Annotated in this window: 9 protein-coding genes and 2 pseudogenes; 6 read left to right on the top strand and 5 right to left on the bottom strand. The window is 69.1% G+C overall.

Features of this window, described 5'->3' with window-relative positions:
* The first annotated feature begins 49 nt into the window (after nt 1-49).
* The 4 genes from nuoL (at nt 50) to AB8Z75_RS06790 (ending at nt 5,864) form a co-directional block, all read left to right on the top strand.
* Nucleotides 50-1,996 carry an NADH-quinone oxidoreductase subunit L gene (nuoL, locus tag AB8Z75_RS06805; RefSeq protein WP_369200473.1) on the top strand — a complete coding sequence of 649 codons (1,947 nt, stop codon included), beginning with the start codon at nt 50-52 and terminating at the stop codon, nt 1,994-1,996.
* Nucleotides 1,997-1,999: 3 nt separating this feature from the next.
* A complete protein-coding gene (locus tag AB8Z75_RS06800) occupies nt 2,000-3,658 on the top strand; it encodes an NADH-quinone oxidoreductase subunit M (protein WP_369200472.1) in 1,659 nt (552 codons plus the stop codon).
* Between the two features lie 5 nt (nt 3,659-3,663).
* On the top strand, nt 3,664-5,334 hold the full coding sequence (gene nuoN, locus AB8Z75_RS06795) for an NADH-quinone oxidoreductase subunit NuoN (protein WP_369200471.1): 1,671 nt from the start codon (nt 3,664-3,666) through the stop codon (nt 5,332-5,334).
* A gap of 146 nt (nt 5,335-5,480) precedes the next feature.
* Entirely contained in the window at nt 5,481-5,864 is a 384-nt protein-coding gene (locus AB8Z75_RS06790; protein WP_369200470.1) for a cupin domain-containing protein, read from the top strand.
* A gap of 463 nt (nt 5,865-6,327) precedes the next feature.
* Here AB8Z75_RS06790 and AB8Z75_RS06785 read toward each other — a convergent pair whose 3' ends face one another.
* On the bottom strand, nt 6,328-7,113 hold the full coding sequence (locus AB8Z75_RS06785; protein ID WP_369200469.1) for a GNAT family N-acetyltransferase: 786 nt from the start codon (nt 7,111-7,113) through the stop codon (nt 6,328-6,330).
* Between the two features lie 332 nt (nt 7,114-7,445).
* On the opposite strand from AB8Z75_RS06785, the pseudogene AB8Z75_RS06780 reads away from it, so the two are divergent.
* Nucleotides 7,446-7,541: pseudogene (locus AB8Z75_RS06780) on the top strand (IS5/IS1182 family transposase); the annotation flags it as partial.
* A 44-nt stretch (nt 7,542-7,585) separates the two neighbouring features.
* A protein-coding gene (locus tag AB8Z75_RS06775) for an IS5 family transposase (protein WP_369200468.1) occupies nt 7,586-8,454 on the top strand; the annotation gives its coding sequence in 2 pieces (ribosomal slippage) (nt 7,586-7,967 and nt 7,967-8,454; 870 coding nt in all).
* 49 nt (nt 8,455-8,503) lie between these two features.
* Here the strand turns inward: AB8Z75_RS06775 and AB8Z75_RS06770 are convergent.
* From AB8Z75_RS06770 to AB8Z75_RS06755, 4 genes and pseudogenes are all read right to left on the bottom strand, one after another.
* Nucleotides 8,504-9,022 carry a pyridoxamine 5'-phosphate oxidase family protein gene (locus AB8Z75_RS06770; protein ID WP_030883631.1) on the bottom strand — a complete coding sequence of 173 codons (519 nt, stop codon included), beginning with the start codon at nt 9,020-9,022 and terminating at the stop codon, nt 8,504-8,506.
* A 166-nt stretch (nt 9,023-9,188) separates the two neighbouring features.
* On the bottom strand, nt 9,189-9,611 hold the full coding sequence (locus AB8Z75_RS06765) for a hypothetical protein (RefSeq protein WP_369200467.1): 423 nt from the start codon (nt 9,609-9,611) through the stop codon (nt 9,189-9,191).
* 121 nt (nt 9,612-9,732) lie between these two features.
* A complete protein-coding gene (locus tag AB8Z75_RS06760; RefSeq protein ID WP_369200466.1) occupies nt 9,733-10,314 on the bottom strand; it encodes a hypothetical protein in 582 nt (193 codons plus the stop codon).
* Between the two features lie 111 nt (nt 10,315-10,425).
* Nucleotides 10,426-10,779, bottom strand: a pseudogene (locus AB8Z75_RS06755) (hypothetical protein); the annotation flags it as partial.

Here is a 10,779-nt window from a genome sequence, read left to right as displayed (position 1 = left end):
GAAGGAACCACGAGCCCGTTCGCCAGGAAGAGGTAAGGGGTACGAACCAGTGGAGTCAATGATCGGACTGCTCGTCGGAGTGCCCCTGCTCGGCGCCGCCGTGCTGCTGTTGGGCGGGCGGCGCCTGGAGCGGAGCGGGCACTGGCTGGCGACACTGCTGGCCGCGGCCTCCTTCGTGATCGGGGCCGTGCTGTTCGCCTCGATGCTGGGCGAGGACGCCGAGAGCCGGGCCATGCACAGCAAGCTGTTCTCCTGGGTGCCGGTGGAGGGCTTCCAGGCGGACGTGGCCTTCCAGCTCGACCAGTTGTCGATGACGTTCGTCCTGCTGATCACCGGCGTGGGCACGCTCATCCACCTCTACTCGGTCGGCTACATGGAGCACGACCCGGACAGGCGCCGCTTCTTCGCCTACCTGAACCTGTTCCTCGCGGCGATGCTGCTGCTCGTCCTCGCCGACAACTTCCTGCTGCTGTACGTCGGCTGGGAGGGCGTGGGCCTCGCCTCGTATCTGCTGATCGGGTTCTGGCAGCACAAGCCGAGCGCGGCGACGGCGGCGAAGAAGGCGTTCCTGGTCAACCGCGTCGGTGACGCGGGTCTGGCCATCGCCATCTTCCTGATGTTCACCACCTTCGGCACCTTCGCCTTCGCGCCCGTCCTCTCCTCCGCGTCGGAGGCGAGCGAGGGCAAGCTGACGGCGATCGGGCTGATGCTGCTGCTGGCGGCGTGCGGCAAGTCGGCGCAGGTGCCGCTCCAGTCCTGGCTCGGCGACGCCATGGAGGGCCCCACCCCGGTCTCCGCGCTCATCCACGCGGCGACGATGGTGACCGCGGGCGTCTACTTGATCACCCGCTCCGGCGCGATCTTCAACGGGGCGCCGGACGCGCAGCTGGTCGTGGTGATCGTCGGCGCGGTCACGCTGCTGTTCGGTGCGATCGTCGGTTGCGCGAAGGACGACATCAAGAAGGCATTGGCCGGCTCGACCATGTCGCAGATCGGCTACATGATCCTGGCTGCCGGGCTCGGCCCGATCGGTTACGCGTTCGCCATCATGCACCTGGTCACCCACGGCTTCTTCAAGGCCGGGCTGTTCCTCGGCGCGGGCTCGGTGATGCACGGCATGAACGACGAGGTCGACATGCGCCGCTACGGCGGGCTGCGGAAGTACATGCCCGTCACCTTCGTCACCTTCGGCCTCGGCTATCTCGCCATCATCGGCTTTCCAGGACTGTCCGGGTTCTTCTCCAAGGACCAGATCATCGAGGCCGCCTTCGCCAAGGGCGGCACCGAGGGCTGGATTCTGGGCGCGGTCACCCTGCTGGGCGCCGCCCTCACCGCGTACTACATGACGCGGGTGATGCTGATGACGTTCTTCGGCGAGGAGCGCTGGCGCAAGGCGCCCACCCCCTCTCCGGCCGAGCCCGATATCGAACCTGCGGCCGAGACACGGGGCGCGTACGCGCCGCCCCACCCGCACGAGTCCCCGAAGATCATGACGATCCCGATGATCGTGCTCGCCTTCGGCTCCGTCTTCGCGGGCGGCCTCTTCAAGGCGGGCGAGTCCTTCGTGGGCTGGCTGGAGCCGGTCACCCGGTTCGAGCACGGGCACTCCCCGGTCTCGGCCACCGCGGTGACGGCCTCCACGATCGTGGCGCTCGTCCTCGGCGTGGGCGCCGCCTACCTCCAGTACGGGCGCAAGCCGGTGCCCGCGCTCGCCCCGCGCGGCAGCCTGCTCACCCGCGCGGCCCGCCGCGACCTGCTCCAGGACGACTTCAACCACGCGGTGCTGGTCAGCGGAGGTACGCACCTGACCCGCAGCCTGGTCTACGTCGACAACAAGGTCGTCGACGGCGCCGTCAACGGCACGGCCGCCTCCTTCGGCGGTCTGTCGGGGCGGCTGCGGCGGCTCCAGAACGGTTTCGCCCGCTCCTACGCGGTCTCGATGTTCGGCGGCGCGGCGGTGCTGATCGCCGCGACCCTGCTGATGAGGGCGGTCTGAGTCATGTCATTTCCTCTGCTGACGGTCACGGCGGCACTGCCTGCCGTCGGGGCCGTCGCCACCGCCGCCGTCCCGGCGGCCCGGCGCACCGCTGCCAAGTGGCTGGCGCTGCTGGTCTCGTTGGCCACCCTCGTGCTGGCCGCCGTGGTGCTGTTCCGCTTCGACCCGGACGGCGCCCGCTACCAGATGACCGAGTCGCACGCCTGGATCTCCGACTTCGGGGTCCGCTACGAACTCGGCGTCGACGGCATCGCCGCGGCCCTGATGGCGCTGACGGCGCTGCTGATCCCGTTCGTCATCGGTGCGGGCTGGCACGACGCCGACGACGCCGACGACCGCGCGGGTGAGCAGGCCAACCGCCGCTGGCGCCCCACCCAGGGCTTCTTCGCCCTCATCCTCGCCGTCGAGGCGATGGTGCTGGTCTCGTTCGCCGCCACCGACGTCTTCCTCTTCTACCTCTTCTTCGAAGCGATGCTCATCCCGATGTACTTCCTCATCGGCGGCTTCGGGGACCGGGCGCACGCGGCCGGTGAGGAGGAGGGCGCCAAGCAGCGCTCCTACGCCGCGGTGAAGTTCCTGCTCTACAACCTGGCCGGCGGGCTGGTCATGCTGGCCGCCGTCGTCGGGCTGTACGTCGTCAGCGCGGACTCCCTGGGCGAGGGCACCTTCTCGCTGCCGGAGCTGCTCAAGGCGCGGGCGAGCGGAGAGCTGACGATGGCGACGTCCACCGAGCGGTGGCTGTTCCTCGGCTTCTTCGTCGCCTTCGCCGTCAAGGCGCCGCTGTGGCCGCTGCACACCTGGCTGCCGAACGCCATGGGCGAGTCCACCGCACCGGTCGCGGTGCTCATCACGGCGGTCGTCGACAAGGTCGGCACCTTCGCGATGCTCCGCTTCTGCCTGGGCCTCTACCCCGAGGCCAGCTCCTGGGCCACCCCGGTGGTGCTCGGGCTGGCGCTGGTCAGCGTCCTGTACGGGGCGCTGCTCGCGGTCGGGCAGCGGGACATCAAGCGCCTGGTGGCGTACGCGTCCATCTCGCACTTCGGATTCATCATCCTGGGCGTCTTCGCGATGACCAGCCAGGGCCAGGGCGGCGCGACGCTCTACATGGTCTTCCACGGCATCTCGACGGCCGCGCTGATGCTGGTGGCCGGCTTCCTCATCTCCCGCCGCGGCTCGCGTCTGATCGCGGACTACGGCGGAGTGCAGAAGGTGGCGCCCGTCCTGGCCGGCACGTTCCTGATCGGCGGCCTGGCCACGCTCTCGCTGCCGGGGCTGGCGCCGTTCGTCAGCGAGTTCCTCGTCCTGGTGGGCACGTACGAGCGCTACCCGGTCGCCGGGATCATCGCCACCGCGGGCATCATCCTCGCCGCGCTGTACGTGCTGGTGCTCTACCAGCGCACGATGACCGGGCCGATCCGCAAGCCCCAGATCGAGGGGATGCCCGACCTGAAGGTGCGCGAGGTCGCGGTGGTGGCGCCGCTGGTGGCCCTGCTGATCTTCCTCGGCGTCTTCCCCAAGCCGCTCACCGAGATCGTGAACCCCGCCGTGGAGCACACCCTCTCGGACGTACAGAAGAAGGACCCGAAGCCGCAGCATCCCGTCGCGGAGCGCGCGGGGTCCGACGACAAGCCGGCTGGGCACGGCGGAGGTGACCACGAGTGACTGGCATGATCGACGTCGCGTCGGCGGGAGGCACTCCCGGCGTCCACAGCCTGTGGACGGTCGCGGCCGGCGCGGGCGACAAGCTCCAGGCGCCCAGCATCGAGTACGGGAAGCTCTCCCCGACGCTGATCGTCCTCGGCGCCGCGGCCCTCGGCGTCCTCATCGACGCCTTCGCGCCCCGCAAGGCCCGCTACGGTGCCCAACTGTTCGTGGCGCTGGTGGGCCTGGCCGCCGCGTTCGCCGCCGTCATCGGCCTGGCGGCCTCCGGCGCGGGCACCACCGAGGCGCAGATCGCCGGCATGGGTGCGCTGGCCGTGGACGGACCCGCGCTCTTCCTCCAGGGCACCCTGCTGCTGGTCGGCATCGTGGGCGTCTTCACCTTCGCCGAGCGGAAGCTGGAACCCTCCGCGCACGGCTCCCGGGTCGACTCGTTCGCCGCGCAGCCCGCCTCGGTGCCCGGCGGCGAGGGCGAGGCGCAGGCCGTCAAGGCGGGCTGGACCACCACCGAGGTCTTCCCGCTGCTGATGTTCGCCGTCGGCGGCATGCTGCTCTTCCCGGCCGCCAACGACCTGCTGACCCTCTTCATCGCGCTGGAGGTCTTCTCCCTCCCGCTGTACCTGCTGTGCGCGCTCGCCCGCCGCAGGCGGCTGCTCTCCCAGGAGGCCGCCGTCAAGTACTTCCTGCTGGGCGCGTTCTCCTCCGCCTTCCTGCTGTTCGGCACCGCGCTGCTCTACGGCTACGCGGGCACCGTCAGCTACTCGGGCATCGCCCGCGTCGTCTCCGGCTCCGACGCCCTCAGCGACCCGGTGCTGGCCCAGACGGCGGGCAACGACGCGCTCCTGCTGATCGGCGGCGCGCTCGTCGTCATGGGGCTGCTGTTCAAGGTCGGCGCCGTCCCCTTCCACATGTGGACCCCGGACGTGTACCAGGGCGCGCCCACCCCGGTGACCGGCTTCATGGCAGCCGCCACCAAGGTCGCCGCCTTCGGCGCGCTGCTGCGGCTGCTGTACGTGGTGCTGCCGGGCCTGCGCTGGGACTGGCGGCCCGTCATGTGGGGCGTGGCCGTCCTGACGATGCTCGCCGGCGCCATCGTGGCCATCACCCAGACCGACATCAAGCGGCTGCTCGCCTACTCCTCCATCGCCCACGCGGGCTTCCTGCTGGCGGGCGTCATCGCCACCTCCAAGGACGGCATCTCCTCGGTGCTGTTCTACCTGGGTGCCTACGCGTTCGTGACGCTGGGCGCGTTCGCCGTCGTCACCCTGGTACGGGACGCTGGCGGCGAGGCGACGCACCTGTCCAAGTGGACCGGGCTCGGGCGGCGTTCGCCCCTGCTCGCGGCCGTCTTCGCCGTCTTCCTGCTGGCCTTCGCGGGCATCCCGCTCACCTCGGGCTTCGCCGGGAAGTTCGCCGTGTTCAAGGCGGCGGCCGAGGGCGGCGCGGGCCTCCTGGTCGTCTTCGGCGTCCTCGCCTCGGCCATCGCCGCCTTCTTCTACCTGCGCGTCATCGTGTTGATGTTCTTCAGCGAGCCGCAGGCCGACGGGCCGAGCGTGGCCGTACCGAGCGTCATGACGACCTCGGCCATCGCGATCGGCGTCGTGGTGACCGTCGTCCTCGGCGTGGCACCGCAGTACTTCCTCGATCTGGCGGGACACGCGGGAGTCTTCGTCCGGTGAACCACATACGGCTCGTCAGAACCCCGCCCTAGCTGTACGAAGCGCCGCCAGAGGCCCCGACGGGCCACATCTGGCGGCGTTTTGTAATGAGCACTGTCCGATGCACCAGTGACAAGACGTGTGCGGAAACGGTAGGAACTCGAAGCATGGGTTGTGTGATTCTCCGCCAGGAAAAGGGCGGATACCAAGGAAAACAGGGCGGAATCTTCACAGAAGGGGTGTCCGCCGAGTCGGTGGGCGCCAAGGGGCTGTGTCTGCACGTCCTGCACATCCCGGCGAACTCGAAGGGGGAACCACACCTGCACGCGGGCCACGAATCGGCCATCTACGTCGTCAACGGGGTGCACGAGATGTGGCACGGCCAGGACCTGGAGAACCGCGACACCCTCCACCCCGGCGACATGGTCTACGTGCCGGCGAACATGCCGCACATGCCGGTCACCGGCGAAGAACCCGTCACCGTCGTGGTGGCGCGCACCGACCCCCGCGAACAGGAGTCGGTCCACCTGCTCTCGCCGCGCGACCCCTGAGGGGCCCGCCGGGCGCCGGCGGGCCCAGGGCCCGCCGCGGCGACGCCGGGGCGCCCGCGCGCGGTGACACGGACCGCGGTCCTGGCCCGGACCCCGAAGGGGCCGGGCCCGTGGTCCCGGCCGCGCTGACCAGGTGCCGGAAACGGGCGCTCAAAGAGCGTTGCGTCCCGGCCGGGGTGCTTCATCGCAGCTCAGGTGACGGACCGTGCGGAAGGCACTGGACTCGGCCTGGCCGGAGCCACACAAGAGGCTGCCGCCCCGGGCCTCCGCTCTGGATTGGTACAAGCCGTTGATCGACGAAATCCTCCGGACGGACCTGGATGCGCCACGCGAGCAGCGGCACACCGTCACCCGGATCTTCCACCGGCTGGTCGAGGAACACGGCGCCGACGTCTCCTACGGGATGGTCCGCTACTACGTCGCCGCCAGCACGAGCCGAGGAGCCGGCGAAGGCCGGCTGAGCTCAGGGCGACCAGACGTACGGTGTCGTCGTGGTGACCGCGTGCAGGCCAAGGCGGGTGAGGATCGGGGCGCTGTCGGGTGAAGCGTCGACGTAGACGTAGGGGACCTCGCGAACGGCAGCGAGTTGGGCCCGCTGGGCGACCATGGCCCGGTAGAGGCCCTGTCCTCGCCATTCCTTGAGCGTTGAGCCGCCCCAGAGGCCGCCGAAGTCGACGCCGTCGTTGAACACCAGCCAGGCGGCGCAAACGACTTCGGCGCGTGCCTCGGCGACGAGGACGATGGTGTTCTCTGGGGCGTTCTCGACCCGGGCGGCCAAGTCGTCGGCGAGCCAACTCCAGTCCTCGCCCCAGACGGTGCTCTCCATAGCGGCGATGCGCTGGAGGTCTGATCTGGAGGTGACACGGCGGAGGGTCACGCCGTCGGGCAGGACGGGGTCGGAGGCAAGGTCTGCTGACTGCCCGATGAGTACCGTCTCGCTGCCCTCGGCGACAAAGCCGGCCGCGGTGAGCCGGTCGGTGAGGTCGGTGGGGAGATCATGGGCGCGAGTCTTCCATTCGACCGCCTCACCACGGGCAGCGTAGAAGTCACGCTGCCGCGCTATGAGCGTGTCGAGTTCTGCCCCGTATACACCGAGGTCGCGTGGGCCCGTGACGAAACCGCGGTGCCAACCGACGACCCGGGTCAACGGGCCGTCCTTCTCGACGCGGGCGCTGCCGCCAGGCGGCGTGACACCACGAAGTTGGGCGTCATACACGGTCCGGAGTTCGTCGATCAGAGTGTCCTCCACTCACACACCGTACGGACCGGGTCAAGTGAATAATCGCCGGTCGAAACCGCCCGAACGTCGAGGGCTGCACTGCCTCACCCGGCCACCAAGGATCAGAACAGGTACTGACCCCTGCCGCTACCCGCCTCGACGGCCAGCCGCCCTTCGAGCGGCTGGCCGTCGACACGTTCGCACCCACGCAGCGCCGTCATTTGCCATCCACATTCCAGAGCCGGTTGATCACCAACTGCCTCCGGGAACCGTCGACAAACGCTGTTCTTGGAGAGCAACGAAGCCAGCCAGCGTCTCCGACAACGCCGGCGGCATCCAGGTGCTCTCACAGACCGCACAGGCCCACCCGCTCCGAAGCCATGATCCGCCTCGCGATGACCGACCTGATGAGCCGTCGCCTCACCCGAGAAGCCACGCTGAACTGGCGCGGTACCTAGGCGTGTTTCAGAAATGGATCAAGGGCGGGCCATGATCACTTCTCGTGGCTCGAAAGGATCTGACAGACGCTCAGTGGGTGGTGCTGGAACCGTTGCTGCCGAAGGGCATCAAACCTGGTCGGCCGCCGGTGCACACCAAGCGGCAGCTGATCAACGGCATACGGTTCCGCACGCGGACCGGCATACCGTGGCGGGACCTGCCCGAGCGGTACGGCCCGCGGGCGACGGTGTACGGGCTCTTCCGCCGCTGGCAGCTCAACGGCACCTGGCACCGCATCTTCGAGCAGCTTCAGGCCCAGGCCGACGCCAAGGGGCTGATCACCTGGGACATCTCGGTGGACTCGACGATCGCCCGCGCGCACCAGCACGCAGCGGGAGCCCGAAAAAGGGGAATCTGCAGGTCGAGCCGCCCGGCGGCGTCTTCGTCGAGCCTGACGACCACGGGCTCGGGCGCTCGCGGGGCGGGCTGACCACCAAGCTCCATCTTGCGGTCGAACAGGCCCAGAAGCCGATGTCACTTGTGATCACAGCTGGCCAGCGCGGTGACTCCCCGCAGTTCCAAGTCGTCCTGGGCCATATCCGGGTGCCCCGTGTGGGACCGGGGCGCCCGCGCACCCGGCCGGACAAGGTCCGTGCGGACAAGGCATATGGCTCCCGTGCGAACCGCGCTTACCTGCGCAAGCGCGGGATCTGCTGCACGATCCCGGAGAAGCGCGATCAGATCGCGAACCGCAAGAAGCGCGGCTCCCGCGGCGGCCGGCCGACGAAGTTCGATGCCGAGGACTACAAGGGGCGTCACGCGGTGGAGTGCGGCATCAACCGCCTCAAAAGACACCGAGCGGTGGCAACGCGATACGACAAGCTCGCTGTCCGCTACGAGGCCACCATTCACATCGCCGCGATCAACGAGTGACTGTGATCGCTCATGAAACAGGCCCACGGCCTGGCTCATGAGCCTGCCGTCACTCGGCGGTGAGCTTCGCGATATCGGGGGCGTAGACGGTCATCCAGTGCGGGCGCAGCCGGTAGAAGACCACGTCGTTGTCCCAGTCGAAGGCGTCGTCGCCGTAGAAGTCCTTGAAGTACGCGAGCAGGTCTGGCCAATCCGCAGCCGGCTCGCCGTCCTCGGGGTTGAGGGTCTCCACCATGCCGTGCGTGAACACGCCCAAGTCCTCGCCGCGCATGTGCGCGACGCTGGCGGCGGGGCGGGCGGTGAGATGGCGGGCCTTGGCGGCGCTGCGCGCCGTGCCGAAGTACCACTTGCCGTGCAGGAAATGCCCGTCCACGCCGCTGATCCGCGGCTCGCCCTTCGCCGTCACAGTGGAGAGGGCGAGCGTGCACATGCCGGTCAGGATCTCGGTGAGCTGCTCTGCGGCCAGGGTGCGCTCGGTGATGATCGAACGGAGGTGGGCGGTGGAGCGGGACAGGGAGGCTTCGAGCAGGGCTTGGAGCTCGTTGAGTTCTTCGGGGGTTTCACGCATCGGGCCACTGTAGCCAGGGGCGCCCCATCCCGGCACCGGAGGCAACAGCGCCTCGTGGCCCACTGGTCGCCCCTCAGGTCTCCACCAGCCGCCCAGAGCCGTTTCACGACAATGATCCACTTCTGAAACACGCCCTAGCGCCCGAACGGGCCGCAACGAGAAAGCGTCAGCACTCGTCAAAGCCGCGGAAGGTCCCTGATTCATCAGCGGCGTCGGCGTACTCCGCAAAGTCCATGTTGGCGATGCTGAGGTTGGCCGAGATGTTGGGAAACCACCGAGCGGGGACTCTGAACGTCCGCCCGGGCTCGTCTGAGAGATCCACGGCCAGGAGCGGGTAACCCGGATCCTTCATCGTGGCTGCGTCCGCCAGAAACAGGTAAACGATCTGCTCGTCCTCGTCCGCAGCAGCCTCTTCAGCCATCAATGCCTGGACCCCCACGCCGGCGAAGCGAAGCTCGCTGACATACGTGGCGTGGGGGTACTCGTTAGCCGCGTCGAGTGCGGTTCGAACCGAGTCCCAGGCCCCCTCGTCACCGAAGTCGGTGCGCAGGACCAGCGAGGTCAGATCATCGGGCTGAGGCAGAGACATCTCGTCACCCTCTCACCTGACGCTGACACCGACTACCCAGACCAGGCTCCCCCCCCGGCACCGGCAGAACTCCTCAAGCAGCCTGGCGATAACAAACACCCTGCCAGGACAAAACGCTCTTTCAGCCCCCGGGGTACTCGCGGACCTTGCGGCCGTTCTCCGAGCTCTCCGTCTTCTCGTGCGGCTGCTCGGTGACGTCGTCCAGCTTGTCGGGGAGGTTCTCGGGCAGCTTGTCGGGCAGGTCTCCGAGGTCGTCGGGGTCCTTGGGCAGCTTCGCCGGGGCGTTGGCCGCCCTGGCGTAGGTGTCGGTGGCCCCGCCGTTCCAGGTGACCTTCAGCGAGGTCGCCGTCACCGCGCCGACCTTGCCCGTGGCGCGCTCCTCGCCGACGCCCGCCGGGCACTTGAGGACCAGCGACTTCTCGGCGCCCGCCGCCATGACGCGCCCTGTGCACACCTTCTTGTCCTTGCCCCGCAGCAGGGACGCGGCGTCGTCGACGACGGTGAGCGTCAGCTTCTGGCCCTCCGCGTCGGCCGTCCAGACCCCCGGCAGCCGGCCCTTGCCCGCCGACTCCTCACTCTTGTCCGGCGCGGGCGCGGCGGACTTCTTCTCGTCGGCCTTGGCCTTGCCGCCGTCGTCGCCCTTGCCGTCGTCGCCGCTGCCGCAGCCACCCACCAGCAGCGCGGTGGTCGCTGCCGCGACCACCGCCCCCGTCCTCCGCGCTGACGTGCGCACTGTCCCTCCTCGGTCGTCCCACCCTGGTCGTTTGCAGGGTCACGACAACCTAGCAGGGGGCTCCCCGCGCGTCGTGGCGCCTCAGAACGGGTCCTCGGCCGACGGGAAATCCGTGGGGAGGTCCGGTGGCGGAGAGGCCAGCTCCGGGTCGGAGGACTTGCCCAGCTCCACCGTCCGGCCCGAACCCCACTTCACGGTCATGCTCTTGTCCGAGACGCTGGTCACGGTGCCGCTGGTGTAGTCGGTGCCGCCCCCCTCGCAGGTCAGATCGAGCGAGGTGCCGTTGGCCTTGCCGTCGCAGCGGTCGGGCATGATCATGAAGACCCGCTTGTCGGGCGAGATGCTGAAGACGACGGACTCGCCGTCGACCGCGGGGTGCGTCGCCCAGGCGCCGACCATCGCCGACGGGTCGACCGAGCCGCCCCCGCCCCCGTC

It is taken from the genome of Streptomyces sp. PU-14G, from assembly GCF_041028275.1.
Lineage (GTDB): Bacteria > Actinomycetota > Actinomycetes > Streptomycetales > Streptomycetaceae > Streptomyces.
Note: the sequence above shows the minus strand (reverse complement) of the source record. Positions and strands in the feature narration are given on the sequence as shown.

Coding starts and splice junctions, on each gene's coding strand:
- AB8Z75_RS06765 (WP_369200467.1), bottom strand. CDS start 9,611: ATGTCTCTGCCTCAGCCCGATGATCTGACCTCGCTGGTCCTGCGCACC.
- AB8Z75_RS06770 (WP_030883631.1), bottom strand. CDS start 9,022: ATGCGTGAAACCCCCGAAGAACTCAACGAGCTCCAAGCCCTGCTCGAA.
- nuoN (WP_369200471.1), top strand. CDS start 3,664: ATGATCGACGTCGCGTCGGCGGGAGGCACTCCCGGCGTCCACAGCCTG.
- AB8Z75_RS06800 (WP_369200472.1), top strand. CDS start 2,000: ATGTCATTTCCTCTGCTGACGGTCACGGCGGCACTGCCTGCCGTCGGG.
- AB8Z75_RS06790 (WP_369200470.1), top strand. CDS start 5,481: ATGGGTTGTGTGATTCTCCGCCAGGAAAAGGGCGGATACCAAGGAAAA.